13 protein-coding genes are annotated in these 18,656 nt (G+C 65.0%); 10 read left to right on the top strand and 3 right to left on the bottom strand.

Features of this window, described 5'->3' with window-relative positions:
• Positions 1-20: 20 nt before the first annotated feature.
• Positions 21-1,139 carry a PrpF domain-containing protein gene (locus G9373_RS15310; RefSeq protein WP_081276498.1) on the bottom strand — a complete coding sequence of 373 codons (1,119 nt, stop codon included), beginning with the start codon at positions 1,137-1,139 and terminating at the stop codon, positions 21-23.
• Positions 1,140-1,347: 208 nt separating this feature from the next.
• Positions 1,348-2,742 carry an SLC13 family permease gene (locus G9373_RS15305; RefSeq protein ID WP_005568869.1) on the bottom strand — a complete coding sequence of 465 codons (1,395 nt, stop codon included), beginning with the start codon at positions 2,740-2,742 and terminating at the stop codon, positions 1,348-1,350.
• Between the two features lie 351 nt (positions 2,743-3,093).
• On the opposite strand from G9373_RS15305, the gene G9373_RS15300 reads away from it, so the two are divergent.
• The 5 genes from G9373_RS15300 (at position 3,094) to G9373_RS15280 (ending at position 10,478) form a co-directional block, all read left to right on the top strand.
• Positions 3,094-4,014 (top strand): LysR family transcriptional regulator, encoded by a 921-nt coding sequence (locus tag G9373_RS15300; RefSeq protein WP_005568870.1) that lies wholly within the window; start codon positions 3,094-3,096, stop codon positions 4,012-4,014.
• A gap of 269 nt (positions 4,015-4,283) precedes the next feature.
• Positions 4,284-5,870 (top strand): NAD(P)/FAD-dependent oxidoreductase, encoded by a 1,587-nt coding sequence (locus G9373_RS15295; RefSeq protein ID WP_167115631.1) that lies wholly within the window; start codon positions 4,284-4,286, stop codon positions 5,868-5,870.
• An 8-nt stretch (positions 5,871-5,878) separates the two neighbouring features.
• Positions 5,879-6,652, top strand: coding sequence for a cyclase family protein (locus G9373_RS15290; RefSeq protein ID WP_120659127.1), 774 nt, complete (start codon positions 5,879-5,881; stop codon positions 6,650-6,652).
• 11 nt (positions 6,653-6,663) lie between these two features.
• Positions 6,664-8,826 carry an indolepyruvate ferredoxin oxidoreductase subunit alpha gene (locus tag G9373_RS15285; RefSeq protein WP_133986644.1) on the top strand — a complete coding sequence of 721 codons (2,163 nt, stop codon included), beginning with the start codon at positions 6,664-6,666 and terminating at the stop codon, positions 8,824-8,826.
• A complete protein-coding gene (locus G9373_RS15280; RefSeq protein WP_167115628.1) occupies positions 8,823-10,478 on the top strand; it encodes an indolepyruvate oxidoreductase subunit beta family protein in 1,656 nt (551 codons plus the stop codon). Before G9373_RS15285 ends, G9373_RS15280 begins: the two co-directional genes overlap by 4 nt.
• Positions 10,479-10,688: 210 nt before the next feature.
• Here G9373_RS15280 and G9373_RS15275 read toward each other — a convergent pair whose 3' ends face one another.
• A complete protein-coding gene (locus G9373_RS15275) occupies positions 10,689-11,543 on the bottom strand; it encodes a PaaX family transcriptional regulator C-terminal domain-containing protein (protein WP_005262535.1) in 855 nt (284 codons plus the stop codon).
• A gap of 136 nt (positions 11,544-11,679) precedes the next feature.
• Between G9373_RS15275 and G9373_RS15270 the strand changes: the two genes are divergently transcribed.
• The 5 genes from G9373_RS15270 (at position 11,680) to G9373_RS15250 (ending at position 18,634) form a co-directional block, all read left to right on the top strand.
• A complete protein-coding gene (locus tag G9373_RS15270) occupies positions 11,680-13,296 on the top strand; it encodes an AMP-binding protein (protein ID WP_005568878.1) in 1,617 nt (538 codons plus the stop codon).
• A 259-nt stretch (positions 13,297-13,555) separates the two neighbouring features.
• The gene (locus G9373_RS15265) at positions 13,556-14,350 is read left to right on the top strand and encodes an SDR family oxidoreductase (protein WP_005568879.1); all 795 of its coding nucleotides are present in this window, start codon (positions 13,556-13,558) and stop codon (positions 14,348-14,350) included.
• A gap of 24 nt (positions 14,351-14,374) precedes the next feature.
• Positions 14,375-15,595, top strand: coding sequence for a styrene monooxygenase/indole monooxygenase family protein (locus G9373_RS15260; RefSeq protein WP_005568880.1), 1,221 nt, complete (start codon positions 14,375-14,377; stop codon positions 15,593-15,595).
• 34 nt (positions 15,596-15,629) lie between these two features.
• A complete protein-coding gene (locus G9373_RS15255; protein WP_167115625.1) occupies positions 15,630-17,351 on the top strand; it encodes a styrene monooxygenase/indole monooxygenase family protein in 1,722 nt (573 codons plus the stop codon).
• 44 nt (positions 17,352-17,395) lie between these two features.
• On the top strand, positions 17,396-18,634 hold the full coding sequence (locus G9373_RS15250) for a dienelactone hydrolase family protein (RefSeq protein WP_054246340.1): 1,239 nt from the start codon (positions 17,396-17,398) through the stop codon (positions 18,632-18,634).
• The last annotated feature ends 22 nt before the right edge of the window (positions 18,635-18,656 follow it).

The following is an 18,656-nucleotide window of genomic DNA, read 5'->3' as shown; positions in this document are numbered from 1 at the left end:
GGCGGGGCTGTGCGGAGTCCTCACCGCGCGGAGCCGACCAGTGCCGGAGCCGGCGCCGGGGCGGTGACGAACAGTTCCGCCGATGCGATACGGCGGGCCGCCCGGTGCAGGGTGACCGATTCGAGTACCCCGTCGAGGGAAACGGAGAGGTCGACATCGAGTACCCCGGCGGGTGTTCCCACCCGAAGCGATCCCGGCCACCGGACCTGTGTGTTGTCGGTGACGACACCTCCGGTCACGGTGGAGGCCGCGGCGACGGCGACCGCGGAGGTGAGCCCGATCGCCGGGTGCGGGGCGAGCATCGACAGCATCCGGACCGAGATGTCGTAGTCGTCACCGCGGATGTCGACGCCGGCGCTGGTGCGGTAGTCCGCCGGCGGACCCACGACACCGACTTTCGGAATCGCATGGGAGACGGGATCTCCCGGCTTGCTCAGTCCCATCCGCAACGACGCTTCCTGTCGCAGCCGGAGAAGCAACGGCAGGTGTTCGGCGATCGTCTGGTTGTCCTCCGCACCGGTCAGCCCGAGGTCGGCAGCGTTGAACAACGCAGCCGGGGCGCCGGCGACGACCATCGTGGCGCGGTACGTGTGGTCGGCAATCGAGATCTGATCGGCGGCGGCGCCGGTGGGCAGCAGTGTGGCCGCACCGGCGGCGAGACCGGTGAAGGTGAGCCCCACCGGGACACCCAACGCGCTGGTACCGGGCACGGCCGCGTCGCCTTCGGTGGGGATCATCCCGCCCGGAGTGGCGATCTGGGCGTCCAGGATCGCGCCGGTGTTCTGGTTCCGCATCCGCACGGTCGTCGTCGCGGAGTCCACCGGAACGAACCCGGACTGCAGCGCGTACAGCCCGATCGCCGTGGCGCAGTTTCCGCAGTTGCTGCCCCATTCGACCTGGCGGTCACCAATCGCGACCTGAGCGAACAGGTAGTCGACGTCGATTCCGGGCTCGCTGGAGCGGCGCACGATCGCCGCCTTCGATGTGGTCGAGCTGCCGCCGCCGACACCGTCGAGCTGACGCGGATCACCCGAGCCGAATGCCGACGTCAAGATGGCATCCAGGCCGCCGGCCTGAGCAATGAGCGGATCGACGTCGAATGCGTTGAACAGCCAGCACTTGCTGGTTCCCCCCCGCATCCAGGTTCCATGAAGTGTGAACACGGTCCGGCCCACCTTTCGGGTTCGAAGAGTTTGTGAGGCACCGCTGGAGGCTCTGATCGGATGGGGAGCGTGCTTCCCAGCGGTGTCCCACTGCCCACCCTGACCTACATCAGGGTGGAGAACAATGGCGAATAAATCGATGAGGGTTAACTTCAGTTAAACCCTCGCGGGTGTTGTCTGCGCGTCAGACCAGAGTCGGGACGGCCACCAGCACCAGCCAGCACAGGGCCGGCGCGATCGCGACCACGATGCCCGCGTTGAGGAGCAGTTGCCGGTAGAACCGGGGACGCTCGATGTTCTGGGCGTTGGCGAGGACGAGTGCGCCGTTGGTCGAGAACGGGGAGACGTCGACGACGGTGGCGGAGATGGCGAGTGCTGCCACGACTCCGACGACCGGCAGCGCCCCGGTCTGCAGCAGAGGAAGCGCGAGCGGGATGACGGCGGTGAGAAGCGCCGTCGACGATGCGAACGCCGAGGTGACGCCGATGACGTAGCAGAGGACGACGGCGACCAGCAGCGGTGCGCCGATGGTGATCGCCATCTCGGCGAGATGGTCGATCGTGCCGATCTCTTCCATGAGCGAGATGTAGGTGACCATGCCGGCGACGAGCAGGACCGTGGACCAGCTGATACCGGCGATGGCCTCACTCTGCTTGGACAGGTCGGTGAAGGCGAGGATCGCACCGGCCGCGATGGCGACGAAGCTGATCGGCATATGCAGGACCAGGACCAGCACCAACACCCCGGCGATCAGGACGAGCGTGAGTTTCTGGACCCCGGTGACCGGCTGCACATCGTGGTCGGTGCCGACCTCGGTGCGCGGCGTCCGGATGAGTACCTGGGTGCCGCCCCGGCCGGACGATCCGCCGGCCGGGATTCCACCGGGTCCCGCAGTGGGGGTGCGTAGTGCGCTCCCGACGCCGTCGGAGTCGATGCCGGCGCTGGAGCCGGTAGCGGTGAACTCGAGGTTCCGTACCCGGGCGAGGACGGCGTAGCCGACCACTGTGAGGACCGAGAGCAGCAGATTGATGCCGTAGCTGGCGAAGAACAGGGTCCAGGGCGCGATCGTCAGGCCGCTCGACTCGACGATGTCACGGACCAGCACACCCGAGACCGAGATCGGCGAGAACGCTCCGGCGTGCGCACCGTTGATCGTCATGATGCCCATCACCAGCGGACTCATCCGAGTCCGCGCGGCGAAGGACATCGCCGCCGGCGAGATCAAGGCAACGGCAGCCGGGCTGAACGTGCCCAGGGCTGTGAGCACCGAGGCGCAGAAGAAGAACACCCACGGGACGATCGTCACCCGTCCACGAACACCACGTATACAGGCATTGACGAGGAGGTCGATCGTCCCGTTCTTCTTCGCCATACCGAAGAAGTAAGTGACGCCGATGATCGTCAGCACGATCGAACTGGGGAACTCGGCGAGGATTTCCTTGTCGTCGTAGCCGAGGATGAAGGCGCCCACGACGAATGCGCCGATGAACCCCAAGATGCCGATGTTGATGGGGAAGAAGGTGGCTATCACGAACATTGCCACCAACGCGATCAGTGGCAGTATCTCGATGGAAGTCATGGGCGTACTTTCGGTTCGCTGCGGGGCGGATCGAACGGCTCCTGGGTGGCAGCCGGTCGCGACGGACGGACGTGAATAGAATTGGGAGACAATAGGCGTGGGGCGGGGGTTGTCTCTTCCGCCACCTCGCCGATGCCGGCCGGCGCGACGAGCAGTGAGCGCACTGCGTGATCGGCGGCGTCGTCGGGGCGATTCCGTGCCGTGATCCCGTGCGGGGGAGTACTCATCGTCTGCATGTCACATCCTTCACTTGATCATTACGCAGATCACACTATGAGCGGGTTATGTTTATGACAATGTCGTATTTCTACGCCGGGGTTTAGCAGGATTAAAGGCTTGTTGGAGGTATCGATGCGCAACTCGTTCGACGTGGTGACCCTGTTCCTGCTCCTCGACATCGACGAGGCCGGATCGCTCACCGGCGGCGCCGAACGCGCCAACGTCACGCCCTCCGCCGCGTCGCAGCGCATCGCCAAACTGGAACAGGAGATCCGGCAGCCGGTACTGACCCGCCTGCCTCGTGGCGTCCGGTTGACGGAAGCCGGCGAAATTCTCGTCACGCGCGCGCGGCTGTTCCGTCAGGAAATGCGTGCCGCCCACGGCGACCTGGAAGCTCTGCTGGGACTCGAGCGCGGCACCGTCCGACTCGGCTCCTTCCCCACCGTCAGCGCCTCACTGCTCTCGGACGCGCTGAAGAACTATCACGCCCACTGGCCGGGCATCGACGTGCGCGTCCAATCCGCGGTCCGCCCGCGACTACTGGAGATGCTCCATTCGAGCGAGGTCGAGATGGCGTTGCTCTGGAGTTACGACTGGACCGAGGAGACCGAGAAATCCCTCGCCCTCGTGCCGCTGATGGAGGACGAAACAGTCCTGCTCGTCCCGTTCGACGCGCCGTACGCCGACGATGTCACGGTGGCATCGCTGCGATCGGCGAAGTGGATCATCCGCAACGCCGACCACCCGGCGGCCGAAGTGCTTTACCGCAGCTGCGACACGGCCGGATTCACCCCGAACGTCGTCTACGAGGCCCATGACTACCAAGAGATCGAAGCGATGGTCGCAGCGGGAGTCGGCATCGCCATGGTCCCGCGGCTGGCCGTCGCACATCATCGCCCCGACGTCTACGCAGTCCGATTTCGTCCCACCGACCGGGTCCCGACACGCTCGATCTACATCGCCTCGCTCGCCCGCCGGCAGTACACCCCCGGCATGCACGCCGTCTCCCGCGCGCTGCACGACGCCGCCGACGCCATCGCCACACAGGCGTAGAACCGGCCTACCGCTGATCGACCACCCCTTCGGAACAAGGGGTGCGAACGCGGCGCTGGTGACCCGATGCCGTATGTATCGCTCATTCGCGCGGGGACGGTGCGATCGCGCGGGCAGGGTTCGAGGAACGCCCTGTCGGGGGCGGCGTCACGCCGGTCAGCGGCCGGTCCCTCGCAACTGAGCGGCATACGGATAAGACGCGCGCAATCAGGATAGCCGCCGCCTCCTTGGGTCACTAATGTCGTCGCTCACACTCGAAAGGAGATGTGATGCACAACGAAGTCGATGCCGTCATCGTCGGGTCCGGAATCAACGGACTCGTCGCCGCAGCCACGCTGGCTCGATCAGGCTGGAAAGTGGTGCTGCTGGAGAGCAATCCGGAGATCGGCGGCTTTGTTGGGAGCGGTGAGCGTACGGTGCCCGGCTACGTGCACGACACGTTCTCATCGTGGTATCCGCTGTTCGTGTCGGGCCCGGCGCACACGGCGCTCGGCGACGACCTGGCCCGTCACGGGCTGCGGTTCTGCAACACCGACGAGGCCGTGACCGCGAGCATTGCCGACAGCGGCCGTGTCACCCTGGCGTACCGCGATCCGGAGCTGACGGCAGCGGGCTTCGGCGACGAAGAAGACGGGAATACGTATCTGGAGGCGTTGCAACGGTTCGGCCGCAACGCACCGGTGATCGGCGGGATGATGGGCAGCGAAATCCGCAGCGCCGGAGTCGTTCCACTGCTGGCGCGTTTCTTCAAAACCAACGGACGGCGCGGCTCCGAGCAGTGGCTCCGAGACCTCGCTGCGTCGGGCCGCGCCTACTGTTCTCGGGAGTACGTCGGTCCCGAAGTGGATCACCTGTGGGTGCCGTGGCTACTGCACGCAGGTCTGTCGCCGGACAATGCCTCCGGCGGCTTCATGATTCCGGTGCTGGCGGCAACCGTCCACGGTTTCGGTCTGCCTGTGGTCGAGGGAGGCTCGGCACGACTGCTGGAGGCCTTTCGAGGACTACTCGACGAATTGGGCGTGCAGGTGCATACCGGATCCCGCGTCGACCGCATCATTGTCGAGGGGGGCCGTGCGACCGGTGTGGAGGCGGCAGGGCGGCGTTACCGGGCCCGGCGTGCGGTGCTGGCGTCGGTAACACCGACTGCCTTGTACGGGTCGCTGCTGCCTCCGGACGCCAGTCCTGCTCCGCTGCGTGCCCAGGCACGGCGGTACCGGTACGGGCGCGGTGAGATGCAGATCCACATCGCCTTGTCCGAACGACCCCAGTGGCGCGATGCCCGCCTCAACGAGGTTCCGCTGGTGCATATCTCGGATGGATCGGCGAGCACCGGCATTGCCCGTGCGGAAGCGGAAGCCGGTCTTCTTCCCAGGAAACCGACAGTCGTGGTCGGGCAACAATCCCTCTTGGATCCCTCGCGTGTTCCGGCCGGTGCCGCTTCGCTCTGGTTGCAACTGCAGGAGGTTCCGTACGAACCGCTCGGCGACGCCGCCGGCGAGCTGAAGACCACGGACGGTTGGACCCCGGAACTGGCCAGGGCCTACGCCCAGCGGGTCATCGATCGCTTGGACGCGCACACCCATGGTCTGAAAATTCTCGGAACGGATGTGATCTCGCCGGCCGATCTCGCGGCATACAACGAGAATGCCGTCGGCGGGGACCCCTACGGCGGCAGTTCGGAGCTGGATCAGAGCTTTCTGTGGCGCCCACTGCCCGAAGCGGGGCGGCATCGCACCTGCGTGGACGGTCTCTGGCACATCGGTGCATCCACTCATCCCGGGGCCGGACTCGGCGCGGGTTCCGGCCACCTCGTTGCCACCAAACTTGCCGCGCAGCGGCACCGTAAATCCAATTAGGAGTTGACATGTCAGTAATCACCGACCTGCTCGCGTCCATCGCCGACGAACGCATCGAATTGATCGACCTCACCGCGCCACTGACCGACAAGACCCCGGTGCTGGCGTTGCCGGAACCGTTCAAGAACACCCTGCCCTTCCAGCTCGAGTTGATCAGCCGATTCGACGAGGACGGGCCGGGTTGGTACTGGAACAACATCCACACCGGCGAACACACCGGCACCCACCTCGATGCACCGAACCACTGGATCACCGGCAAGGACGGACTCGACGTGTCACAGGTGCCGTTGCGTTCACTGCTCGCCCCCGCGGTCGTCCTCGATGTCACTGACCGGGTGGCCGACAACCCGGACTTCCTCCTCGATGTCGCCGACATCGAAGAATGGCAACGCACGCACGGTGCACTCCCTGCCGGTGGGTGGCTCCTCTACCGCACCGGGTGGTCGAGCCGGTCGGAGAACAGCGACGATTTCCACAACGCCGACGAGACCGGACCGCACACGCCAGGATTCACCGCCGAGTGCGCACGCTGGCTCGCCGAAGAGACCGAGGTGGTCGGGGTGGGCGTGGAAACGGTCGGCACCGACGCCGGCCAGGCCACGGCACTGGACCCGGCGTTCCCCTGCCATCACCACCTGCTCGGCGCGGGCAAGTTGGGACTGACGCAGCTGCAGAAGTTGGATCAGTTGCCGGCGACCGGGTTCGCGATCACGGTCCTGCCGCTGCCCATTGTCGGGGGATCGGGTAGTCCGGCCCGCGTGGTCGCCCTGGTCGAGAAGTAAGGAAAGAGAAAATGGCTGAACGTTCGTTCGCCGCCGAGGTCAAACAACTCCGCAACGGCGCCGGCACCACGTTGCACGTCGAGGGCATCCTCGCCGTCACCAAGGCGTTGCTGCAATCCGGTGTCGCCTATGTCGGCGGCTACCAGGGCGCACCGATCTCGCATCTGATGGATGTCCTCGGTGACGCGCACGAGATCCTCGACGAACTCGGCGTCTATTTCGAAAACAGCGCGTCGGAAGCGACGGCGGCGGCGATGCTGGCAGCTTCGGTGCACTATCCGCTGCGCGGCGCGGTGACCTTCAAGTCCACCGTCGGCTTGAATGTTGCCTCGGACGCGCTTGCGAACCTGGCCAGTGGCGGCGTTACCGGCGGCGCGCTCGTCATCCTCGGCGAGGACTACGGCGAGGGCTCGAGCATCATGCAGGAGCGCTCCCACGCGTTCGCGATGAAGTCGCAGATGTGGCTGCTCGATCCCCGGCCCAATGTCTCGGCGATCGTCGACGCGGTCGAGGTCGGCTTCGAGCTGTCCGAGGCGAGCAACACCCCGGTGATGCTGGATCTGCGGCTCCGCTCGTGTCACCTGCACGGGGCCTTCGGGGCCAAGGACAACAAACGCCCGCCGATGACGGTCACCGATGCCCTCGAAAATCCGCTGCGCGACATCGACCGGATCGTGCTCCCGCCGGCCAGCTTCCTGCACGAGAAGGAGAAGATCCACGACCGGTGGCCGGCGGCGGTCAAGTTCATCAAGGACCGCGGCCTCAACGAGGTCTTCGGGAACGACAAAGCCGACATCGGCATCATCGTGCAGGGCGGTCTGTACAACACGCTGAACCGATCGATGGAGCTGCTCGGCTGTTCCGACGCATTCGGACGCACCCAGGTACCGACGTACGTCATGAACGTGACCTACCCGGTCGTCGACGACGAGATCATCGAGTTCTGCCAGGGCAAACGCGCCGTCCTCCTCCTGGAGGAGGGCCAGCCGGACTACATCGAGCAGAACCTGAACGCGATCCTGCGGCGGGCGGACATTGCCACCGCACTGCACGGCAAGGACATGCTGACACTCGCCGGCGAATACACCTCGACGGTCGTCACCCGCGGTGTCAACGAGTTCCTCCAGCGGTACCTCCCGGACGTCGTCGCACACCAGCCCGCCCTGCTGCGGGACCCCGACGACCCGACGAGCCCCACAGCCCCCCGCGTCTCGTCCGAGGTCATCTCGCCGCGCCCGCCGGGACTGTGCACCGGATGCCCCGAACGCCCGATCTTCAGCGGCCTCAAACTCGCCGAGCGGGAGACCGGCAAACACCACGTCAGCGCCGACATCGGCTGCCACCTCTTCGCCGTCAACGCACCGTTCGACCTCGGCGCCACGACGATGGGATACGGCCTCGGATCGGCAGGCGCCTCCGCACTGAACTCCAAGGACACCGACCGGCGCAGCATCGCGATCATGGGCGACGGCGGATTCTGGCACAACGGCCTCACCAGCGGCGTCGGCAACGCTGTCTTCAACAAGAGCGATCAGGTCCACCTCATCGTCGACAACGCCTACGCCGCCGCGACCGGCGGCCAGGACGTGCTGTCCTCCCAGGCAGACCTCCCCACCCGGTCGACCCAGCACCCGATCGAGAAGGCCGTCCGCGGTATCGGCGTCAAATGGGCGCGCACGATCAAGAACACCTACGACGTCGGCAAAGTCCGTGACACGTTTGTCGAGGCACTCACCACCGACGAGGCCGGGCCCAAGGTGCTCGTCATGCAAAGCGAGTGCCAGCTCAACGCCCAGCGCCGCGTCAAACGCGACCGAACCAAAGCGCTCGCGGCCGGCAAGCGGGTGGTGCGCGAGCGGTTCGGGGTGGATCCCGAGACCTGTACCGGCGACCACGCCTGCATCCGGATCTCCGGCTGCCCGTCGTTGACGATCGCACCCAACCCGGATCCCATGCGTACCGACCCGATCGCTGAGGTCCTCGACAGCTGCGTCGGCTGCGGAGTGTGCGGGGCGAATGCACACGCCGCGGTGCTGTGCCCGTCGTTCTACCGCACCGACGTAGTCGACAACCCCACCCGACGCGAACAGCTTCTTGCAAACGTCCGCTCGTGGTGGATCAAGATCGCATCCCGCGGCATCGAGCGCCGCGCCGCACAATTCGAGGCTGCATGATGTTCAACTGGTACAACGGTCAACGTCCGATCACTCTGGCGATCGTCGCCCTCGGCGGCGAAGGCGGCGGCGTGCTCGCCGACTGGATCGTCGCCGTCGCCGAGAACGCCGGCCACTACGCGCAGAACACCTCCGTCGCCGGCGTCGCCCAGCGCACCGGGGCGACGGTCTACTACGTCGAGATCTTCCCACCTGGCGATGAACCTCCGTCCTCGGCGACCGACGCCCGGATCGAGCCGGTCCTCAGCGTGTTCCCGAGCCCCGGCGAGGTCGATGTCCTCATCGCCTCCGAACTGATGGAATGTGGCCGAGCTGTCCAGCGCGGATTCGTCACCCCCGATCGAACGACACTGATCACCTCCACCAATCGGGTGTACTCCATCGACGAAAAGATGGCCCTCGGCGACGGTCGCGCCGACAGCTCCGAACTCGTCGCGGGAGCGCAACGCGCCTCGAAGCGGTTGGTCGCCGCAGACTTCATGGAAATGGCCGAACAGAGTCGCAGCGTCATCAGTGCCGCGTTGTTCGGTGCCCTTGCCGGATCCGGGACCCTTCCCTTCAGCAGGGAACAGTTCGAGGCCCCGATTCACGCGTTCGGAAAGGGTGTCGAATCCTCACTACGGGCCTTCTCCGCCGGGTTTGACGCCGCCGCACAGCAGAAACCACGCCCCGCGCGGAAGCCGAATCCGATACCGATCTCCATCGGACCGCGCCCGGTGACGCCGGAGGACCGAAAAGCCGAGGAAGAGACTCGACGCACGACGGTCGCAGCGACCGCCCCCTCCACCCTCGTCGGGCCGGCGCTGCAGCCGCTCGCCGACCGCGTCCTGAACCTCCCGCCGGCGGCGCGGTCGATGATCCTCCACGGTCTCGTGCGGACCGCGGTTTATCAGAACCTGGACTACGCCGAGCGGTACCTGTTCCGGGTGACCCGCTTCGCCGAGATAGATCCGGACGCCGCGGGAGCAGCCCGGTTGACCGTCGAGGCGGCCCGCCACATCGGGCTGTGGATGTGCTACCAGGACACGATCCAGGTGGCAATGCAGAAGACCCGACAGGGGCGGATGGACCGAATCCGCAAGGAAGCGCGGGCGGAACGGCACCAACTGATGCAGGTTCGTGAGTATCTCCACCCACAGATCGACGAGATCACCGACACGATGCCCTCCAGGCTGGGGGCCCGCATGCACCGTTCGAAGTGGTTCCAGCGTCTGGTCGGCGCGATCACCCACAAGGGGATGATCCTGAACACGAGTTCGGTGACCGGTTACACGATGCTGAGCACGATGGCGCGAACGCGTCCCCTCCGCCCGCGCTCACTGCGGTTCGTCCGGGAGCAGGCGGCGATCGAGGAGTGGATCGAACAGGCTCTCCGGGCTGCAGCAACCGATGCCGACCTCGGACGTGAGATCGTCGAGTGCCAGCGTGTCCTCAAGGGTTACGGTGCCACCTACGAGCACGGCGGCGACAGTTTCGGCAAGTTGATGTCCGCGGCCCACGCACTGGTCGGCTCACCCGGCGCGGTCACTTCGCTGGCAGGGCTTCGTGATGCCGCGCTCGCCGACGAAGACGGAGCCCGACTGGACGCCAAACTGGCCGCAATGGAGCTGGGGGACAGCCTTGTCAAGGCCCTGGAGACAACTTCGAAGTGATGTGCTCGACCCAGACTGATTCCTGTGCAATAACGTTCGCTCACTCTGTGGTGTAACGGCCACCCATGTGAAAAGTCTCTTACGACAGATGGTGTGGCGTTCCCGTGTGAAGGCGCGGTGCCCAGAAGAGCGATGCCGAGGTGGGGCGCACGAGGGCGTATCCCATGGATTTGCGTGGAGGCTCGCGACCCTCTCGGCCGCGGGTAGTGGTCAGGGCTGGTGAATGATCCGCATTGCGTGTTCTCGGGCGGGTCCGCTGAGGGCGGCGTTCAGTTCGTCGAAGAGCCGGCCGGCGGTGACACCGTTCCATCCAGGTGGAAGTAGGGGAAGGGGGAGGCCGGGGTCGAGGTACGGTAGCCGCCGCCACTCGGTGAGCATGGGCACGTATTCGGCGAAAGCGTCTTGGGGGGTGAGTGTTCCTGCCGTCGACCGTTCGAGTACCGGACGATACTTGTCGAGGAACGCGGCGTAGAGGGTGGTGAGTGCGTCGAGATCCCACCAGGTGCGGACCTTCGTGCGGAGGTCGCCGAAGCCGAGGTGTTCCGCGCTGTACATGTCGACGTATTCGCTGAGTCCCCGGCGTTCCAGCGTTTCCCTGGTCTCGCGAACGAGGCTTCCCGGCGCGATCCACACCCCTGGCGCGGTTGTGCCGAAGCCGAGACGGGTCAGGAATGTTCGGAGAACGTGCCGTTTGTCCCGTTCGGATTCGGGGATGGAGAAGACCACCATCAGCCAGCCGTCTTCGATCTCGGCGCGCTTGCGATCAAAGATCCTGACATCGCCCTCGGCGAGAGCATCCAGAGTCGGCTTGGACAGCGAATAGCCTGCGGAGCCGTCGTGACGATGGGCTTCCAGCGTTTCGCGCCGTTTGAGCCGGGAAATCGACGAGCGAACCGCGGATCCGTCCACACCGAGATGAGACATGAGTCGGACGACGGAAGCGACCGACAACCAGTTCGACTCGGCCCGCGCGTAGAGGCCGAAGATCGTCACGATCAACTCGCGCGGTTGCAGCTCGCTTGATCGTTCGATCGCCAAGTCATCGGCAAAAGTCCCCGTCGTCATGGATACACCATAACCGTTGCCACGGCCACGGTGCGTCAGATAGCCCGCGGGCAGGGAACTGTATTTCGTATCATTGACGGGCGTAACAAGAAGTGCATACGATTGGGCCCTTCATATCTATAGTGGAAGGTCAACTATGACGCTGTCTCCGTCGGCGCACTTGGACTCGTTCTGCCGCGACAACCTCCCGCCGGAGAACCTGTGGCCGAACTTCGATTTCACCCTCCCGGAGTTGCGGTATCCGGACCGCCTGAACTGCGCATCCCCGCTTCTCGACGACCAGGTCGCGGCGCTGGGCGGCGGTCGCCCGGCGCTGCTCTCGTCGTCCGAAAGCTGGACGTACGGGGAGCTTTTGCACCGCGCCAACCAGATCGCCCAGATACTCACCGAAGACTTCGGACTGGTGCCGGGCAACCGCGTTCTGCTCCGCGGGCCGAACAACCCCTGGATGGTGGCCTGCTGGTTCGGGGTGGTCAAGGCCGGCGGTGTCGCCGTGACGACCATGCCGCAGCTCCGCAGCGGTGAACTGAGCAAGATCATCGATCTCACCACACCATCACTCGCGCTGTGCGATCACCGGTTCGCTGCCGATCTGATCGAGACCGACCAGATCGCGGCGCTGCTCTACGGTGGCACCGAACCCACCGACCTCATCGCCCGCACATCCGCCAAGTCCGGGGAATTCACCAACGTCGCCACCGCGGCGGACGATGTCGTTCTACTGGCCACCACGTCCGGAACCACCGGTACTCCGAAAGCGACGATGCACTTTCACCGCGACATCCTTGCCGTTGCGGACACCTTCTCGGCACGGGTTCTCCGGCCGAATCAATCGGATGTCTTCACGGGTACGCCGCCATTGGCATTCACCTTCGGGCTGTGCGGTCTGGTGGTCTTCCCCCTGCGGGTGGGGGCCGCGACGTTGCTGCTCGAGAAGGCAACTCCGAGGGAGCTGGCCGATGCGGTACGAGAACACGCAGTATCGGTACTGTTCACCGCCCCGACCGCGTACCGGGCAATTCTCCGCGAGAACAAGGCGCAGAGCCTCGCCTCGGTTCGCCGCTGCGTGTCTGCAGGAGAGCATTTGCCCGAAGCGGTGTGGGAAGAGTTCTACGAGGAGACCGGAACGCGCATCATCAACGGCATCGGTGCCACCGAAATGCTGCATGTCTTCATCGCGGCCAGCGACGATGACATCCGATCGGGGGCAACCGGGAAGGCCGTACCTGGTTATACGGCAGCGGTACTCGACGACGATGGTCACCCCGTTCCCGACGGCACACCGGGACGGTTGGCGGTGACCGGTCCGACAGGCTGCCGGTATCTTGCCGACGACCGCCAGCGCCAGTACGTCCAGAACGGATGGAACATCACCGGCGACACGTATATTCGCGATTCCGACGGCTACTTCTGGTACCAGTCACGCAGTGACGACATGATCGTCTCGTCCGGCTACAACATCGCCGGCCCGGAGGTCGAGGAAGCGCTGGGCCGGCACCCCGATGTCAAGGAATGCGCGGTCGTGGGCCTGCCCGACCCCGATCGGGGAATGATCGTCCACGCGGCAGTCGTTCTGATCTCGGACGCTGTCGGCAGCGACACCAAGGTCCGCGAACTCCAGGACTTCGTCAAAAACGAGTTGGCACCGTACAAGTACCCTCGCAGTATCGAATTCCTCGCCGAGTTGCCGCGCACCCCGAACGGCAAGATTCAGCGTTATCGGCTACGGGAATCCCGACAGGCACTGCGCTAGCCGCGCGCCCGCCCACAGCCGCCTGGTGGTGCTGGTTGCTTGGGCGGGTCGATCCGACATCGAGGGGCAACCGACCCCGGCGGTCGGATACCTCTCGCCCAGTGCTCCCGCAGCTTTCAGGAACTTTCCAGTCGGCAAATGCTCGGCAGGATCGAAAGTGAGCGCAATCTGCACAGTCGACGCGTCCAGCGGATAGATCACTGACCGGAATGTTCCTAGTGTTGCAGATCACATCGTGACGAAGTCAGGAGATTTGCACATGAGCGACTATCTCGGCATCGGCGGCAAGACCGCCATCATCACCGGCGGTGCCACCAAGATCGGGCGCGGCGTCGTCGACCGCCTCCACGAAAACGGTGTCAACGTCGTTGTCGCCGACATCGATCGGGACGGTGGCAAGCAGGCGGTCGACGGCAAGGACCACGCTCTGTTCAGCGAAACCGACATCACTGACGACGACGCGATCAATACGTGCGTGGCCGCTGCACTCGAGTCGTTCGGGGCCATCGACATTCTGGTGAATCTGGCCTGCACCTACATCGACGACGGCGCCGAGTCCAGCCGGGCGCAGTGGTCAACGGCACTGGACGTGAACCTGGTGAGCGCCGCTATGTTCGCCAAAGCGGTGCGCCCGCACATGGCAGCACAGGGCGGCGGTGCCATCGTGAACTTCGGTTCCATCTCCTCGAAGGTCGCACAAACCGGACGGTGGCTGTATCCCGTCTCCAAGGCCGCGGTCGTGCAACTGACACGAAACATGGCGATGGACCTCGCCGGGGACAACATCCGCGTCAACTCGGTGAGCCCGGGCTGGATCTGGTCGAAGGTGATGGACGAGCTCTCGGGATCGGACCGAGCCAAAACCGACCGGGTAGCCGGAAAATTCCACCTCGCCGGCCGAGTCGGAGACCCCACCGAGGTCGGCGACATCATCGCTTACCTGTGTTCGCCGCGCGCCGCATTCGTCACCGGAGCCGACTGGGCCATCGACGGAGGCTATTCCGCGATGGGGCCTGAACAATCCTCCCCGGCAATCCCGCTGCTCGCCCAATAACTTCGACCGAAGGATCCTCTCCCCATGCGCAAGATCACCATCGTTGGAGCCGGACAAGCCGGACTTCAGCTCGCCATAGGACTCGTCGACGCCGGATACGACGTGACCGTCGTGTCCAACCGAACTCCGGAGCAGATCCGTGAGGGCAAGGTCATGTCCAGCCAGTGCATGTTCGGCGGGGCCCTCGCACGTGAGCGCGCCGTCGGACTGGACCTCTGGAGCGATGAATGCCCATCAGTCGAGGGCATCTCGTTCACCGTCGCCGACAACGGAAACCAGGCGTTCTCCTGGGCATCGCGCCTCGACCTCCCCGCCCAGTCGGTCGATCAGCGCGTGAAAATGCCCGCGTGGCTCAAGGAATTCGAATCACGCGGCGGCACGCTGGTACTCCAGGATGCCGGGATCGGCGACCTCGAAGAGTTCGCTGTCGACTCCGATCTGGTCATCCTCGCCGCAGGCAAGGGCGAGATCGCGAAGATGTTCGAGCGCGACACCACGCGGTCCGTCTTCGATCGCCCCCAGCGCGCCCTCGCGCTGACCTACGTCAACGGGATGCTGCCACGTGAGGAACATTCCGCGGTGGCATTCAACATGATTCCCGGTGTCGGTGAATATTTTGCGTTTCCCGCGCTCACCACCAGCGGGCCCTGCGAGATCATGGTGATGGAGGGCATTCCGGGCGGGCCGATGGACTGCTGGGCGGACGTGACGACTCCCGAAGAGCATCTGGCAAAGACCAAGTGGGTCGTCGAGACGTTTGTCCCCTGGGAGGCCGGGCGCTGCGCCGACATCACCCTCACCGATGACAACGGGATCCTCGCCGGACGGTTCCCACCCACCGTTCGCAAGCCGATCGGAGTCCTGCCCTCGGGGGCGAATATCCTCGGACTGGCCGACGTGGTGGTCCTCAACGATCCGATCACCGGCCAGGGCTCGAACAACGCCAGCAAGTGCGCGGCCTCCTACCTCGCCAGCATCCTCGAGCACGGGGACCGGCCCTTCGACGCCGCATTCATGACCGCCACCTTCGAACGGTACTGGGACTACGCACAATACGTCGCGACCTGGACGAACGCACTGCTCACCCCGCCGCCGGAGCATGTGCTGAACCTGCTCGGCGCCGCCGCCGCCGAGCCGCGCATTGCTCGTCGGTTTGCCAACGGCTTCGACGATCCGCGTGACTTCTTCCACTGGTTCATGACACCAGAAGCCGCCGAACAGTACCTCACCGACGTCGCGAACTAACCGTCGCCCGAATCATCGATTGGAGCCGTCAGTCATGCGCAGCATCGCTATCGTCGGAGCCGGACCATCGGGGGCACTGCTAGCCCTCGCCCTACTCAAACGTGACTTCGAGGTCACCCTGGTGACCGACCGAACGCCCGACGAGGTCCGGGTCGGTCCCGTCATGTCCAGCCAGTGCATGTTCGACTCGGCACTGCAGATCGAGCGGGATCTCGGGCTCGACCGCTGGGAGGAGCGGTGCCCGCGCATCGACACGATGGCGTTGACTGTGGCGAAAACGCACAGCAGCAACGAGATCGCCGTGACAACCCCCTTGATCGGCTTCGCGCAATCGGTCGATCAGCGAGTCAAATGCGCGGACTGGGTCGACGAGTTCACAGAACTCGGTGGCAATCTGATCATCAAGGCGGCGAGCCCCATGGACATCGAAAACCTCGCCCAGAGCCACGACCTCGTCATCATCTCCAGCGGCAAGGGCGACCTCGGTCGACTCTTCCCTCCGGATCCGGTGAAATCGCCCTACAACCGACCGCAGCGGGCCCTGGCCTTGGCCTACGTGAACGGTCTCGCGCCGCACCCCGACGGCGCGGACCTCTCACTGAACATCGTCCCCGGGGTCGGCGAGTACTTCGTCCTGCCGGCGCTGACCACCACCGGGCCCTGTCATGTGATGGTGTTCGAAGGCGTCCCCGGTGGACCGATGGATTGTTGGGACGATGTCCACACCCCGCGAGAACATCTCGAGCGCGCCAAGGAAGTGCTGGCCGAGCACTTCCCGGCAGAGTTCGCCAGGACTGGTGACATCTCTCTGACCGACGAAGCCGGGGTACTGCGCGGCCGCCTGACGCCGACGGTCCGCCGCCCGGTGGCCGAACTCGCATCGGGCAGCGTCGTGTTGGGCATGGCGGACGCGGTGGTCCTCAACGATCCGCTTACCGGTCAGGGCAGCAACAATGCTGCCCAAGCCGTCGCCGTGTACCTCGATGCGATCGTGGATCGGGATGACCGGCCATTCGACGCGCAATGGATGCAACGCACCTTCGACAAGTTCTGGCGCGGATGGGCTCAGTGGGCCGTGTCGTGGACCAACGACCTGCTCCGTGGACCATCCGATCCGGTCCTCGGCTTGTTCGCGGCGGCGCAGGACTCGCCGACCCTGGCGTCGGCTATCGCAACCGGGTTCGATGATCCACGCACCGTGCACAATTGGTGGTTCGACGACGCCGAATCGCAGCGTGTGATCGAGACCGCCCGGGCCGCCGAGCAGGCCCAGTTCGATCCCCGTGATCTACGGCGTGCCCTCGGCCAATACGCTACGGGGGTCACCGTGATCACCGCGCGGGCCCCAGATGGTCGGAAGATCGGTGTCACAGCGAACTCGTTCACCTCGGTGTCCATGGATCCGCCGCTCGTGTCGTGGTGCCCGGCGAGTAAGGCGCCGAGCCTCCCCGACCTCACGGCGGCGACCCATTTCGCCGTCAACGTCCTGGCGGCCAACCAACACGACCTGTCCCGGCAATTCTCGACGCCGGCCGAGGACAAGTTCGCGGGTGTGGCGACCACCGAAGGAATCGCCGGCGTTCCGCTGATCGATGACGCCATCGCGCATTTCCAGTGCCGCACAGTCCAACGAGTAAAGGCCGGCGACCACATCATCTTCCTCGGCGAGATCGAACAATACGATGCCGACCCCGGCGAGCCACTGGTCTTCCACTCGGGGTCCTACCGCCTGGTGACCAAGCATCCCGACTTCTGAACGCAGCCGTTCCGCAGTTTCTCCACCGAAAGCGACACGAATCAATGGGTAAGTACATCGATATCAGCAAGAGCTCCGGTGAGTCGTTCGCCGCGTATCTTGCCGAACCGGCCCAGGGCTCTGGCCCGGGACTGGTTCTCCTGCAAGAAATTTTCGGAATCAACGACTACATGCGGGACATGGCCGACCGTTATGCCGAGGAAGGCTACGTGGTACTGGTCCCCGACCTGTTCTGGCGCTCGGGTGCTCGGCAGGAACTCGGTTACGACCAGGCCGGATTCACGCGCGGGCTCGAGCTGCGGGACGAACTCGACGAGGACCTGGCCGTCACGGACATCGGCGACACCGTCACAGCCCTTCGTGGCCTGACCAATCACGTCGGCGGCGTCGGACTCATCGGATACTGCCTCGGCGGACTGCTCGCCTACCTGTCCGCGGTCCGGTTCGACGTCGACTGCGCCATCAGCTACTACGGTGTCGGTGTCCACGATCACCTCGATGCGGCGACTGAGCTGACAGTTCCCGTGGTCTTCCACCTCGCTGAACTCGACTCGTACTGCCCCGAGGATGCCCGAAACTCCATCCGCAAGGCGTTCGACGACAACGACCAGGTGCGCATCTACGACTACCCCGGCGTCGATCATGCATTCGCCACCCACGGCCGCGATGTCTTCGAACCCCTCTCCGCGGGGCTCGCCTACTCGCGCACCCTCGAGGTTCTGCACGCCACCATCGGACCCCGATACGATCTGTCCGCACTCTGGGACCGGCACATCTATTACGAGTTCGAGGCCCGTGACGTCCCCGCCACCATGGCGACCATGGTCGACGAACCCTACGTCAACCACATCCCGACGCTGACAGGTGGCGTCGGTCAGAAGGACCTCTCACGGTTCTACGCCCACCATTTCGTGCACAACAATCCGGCCGACACCAAGACGATCCCGATTTCTCGTACCGTCGGAGCCGATCGGATCGTCGACGAGCAGCTGTTCTGCTTCACACACGACCGCGAGATCGACTGGATGCTTCCCGGTGTCGCGCCGACCGGACGATACGTCGAAATCCCGCTGGTCGCTGTCGTCACCCTGCGCGGCGACAAGCTGTACAACGAGCACATCTACTGGGATCAGGCCGGAGTGCTGGTGCAGATCGGCTTGCTCGATCCGGACGGGCTCCCCGTTGCCGGCATCGCGCAGGGCAGAAAACTTCTCGACAAGGCGCTTCCCTCGAACGAACTCATGCCCAGCTGGGCGAGCAGCGAGGGCAGGCCGATCGATTAGCGACCTGCCGACGGTAGGTTCG

It is taken from the genome of Rhodococcus sp. A14, from assembly GCF_011603105.1.
GTDB classification, from domain to species: Bacteria; Actinomycetota; Actinomycetes; order Mycobacteriales; family Mycobacteriaceae; genus Rhodococcus_F; species Rhodococcus_F opacus.
This window is presented reverse-complemented; position numbering and strand designations above follow the sequence as displayed.

Bases quoted from the DNA above. Each gene is read 5' to 3' on its own strand.
- G9373_RS15275 (WP_005262535.1), bottom strand. From the start codon at position 11,543: ATGACGACGGGGACTTTTGCCGATGACTTGGCGATCGAACGATCAAGC.
- G9373_RS15250 (WP_054246340.1), top strand. From the start codon at position 17,396: ATGGGTAAGTACATCGATATCAGCAAGAGCTCCGGTGAGTCGTTCGCC.
- G9373_RS15300 (WP_005568870.1), top strand. From the start codon at position 3,094: ATGCGCAACTCGTTCGACGTGGTGACCCTGTTCCTGCTCCTCGACATC.
- G9373_RS15260 (WP_005568880.1), top strand. From the start codon at position 14,375: ATGCGCAAGATCACCATCGTTGGAGCCGGACAAGCCGGACTTCAGCTC.
- G9373_RS15290 (WP_120659127.1), top strand. From the start codon at position 5,879: ATGTCAGTAATCACCGACCTGCTCGCGTCCATCGCCGACGAACGCATC.
- G9373_RS15255 (WP_167115625.1), top strand. From the start codon at position 15,630: ATGCGCAGCATCGCTATCGTCGGAGCCGGACCATCGGGGGCACTGCTA.
- G9373_RS15265 (WP_005568879.1), top strand. From the start codon at position 13,556: ATGAGCGACTATCTCGGCATCGGCGGCAAGACCGCCATCATCACCGGC.
- G9373_RS15310 (WP_081276498.1), bottom strand. From the start codon at position 1,139: ATGCGGGGGGGAACCAGCAAGTGCTGGCTGTTCAACGCATTCGACGTC.
- G9373_RS15280 (WP_167115628.1), top strand. From the start codon at position 8,823: ATGATGTTCAACTGGTACAACGGTCAACGTCCGATCACTCTGGCGATC.
- G9373_RS15285 (WP_133986644.1), top strand. From the start codon at position 6,664: ATGGCTGAACGTTCGTTCGCCGCCGAGGTCAAACAACTCCGCAACGGC.
- G9373_RS15270 (WP_005568878.1), top strand. From the start codon at position 11,680: ATGACGCTGTCTCCGTCGGCGCACTTGGACTCGTTCTGCCGCGACAAC.
- G9373_RS15305 (WP_005568869.1), bottom strand. From the start codon at position 2,742: ATGACTTCCATCGAGATACTGCCACTGATCGCGTTGGTGGCAATGTTC.
- G9373_RS15295 (WP_167115631.1), top strand. From the start codon at position 4,284: ATGCACAACGAAGTCGATGCCGTCATCGTCGGGTCCGGAATCAACGGA.